This is a genomic window from Bradyrhizobium sp. Kon10 (genome assembly GCF_055807395.1).
The window spans coordinates 1-275 of sequence record NZ_JBVVOZ010000210.1 but is presented as its reverse complement, the minus strand read 5'-3'; the positions used below and the strand labels follow the sequence as shown (position 1 = coordinate 275).

The 275-nt window shown below is 67.6% G+C and carries 1 pseudogene; it reads right to left on the bottom strand.

Going from position 1 to position 275, the window contains the following annotated elements:
• Nucleotides 1-275: pseudogene (locus AC0L2O_RS36750) on the bottom strand (hypothetical protein); the annotation flags it as partial.

Sequence of the window (275 nt, the reverse complement as noted above, 5' to 3'; positions counted from 1 at the left end):
CGCCCATAACCTTGTGCTGCAGCCTGAAAACGGCCCGCCAGCCATCGGCAGTCGCCTCGGAGGCGACGACATCCCAGCGGCTGTTGGCCGGCCAGCCATGCAGGGGTGCTTCCTCGACATCGCTGCGCGAAAACGGCGCGCAGAGAAAATCGCCGGACAGGCGAACGGTGCCCTCGGGCAGGTCTTGCGACAGCGTCTCGCGCGGCTCGTCGATCCACGGCGCGCGATGCAGCGGTTTTAGCCGGCGCCCGTCGATATCGACCGTCATGTCGGCG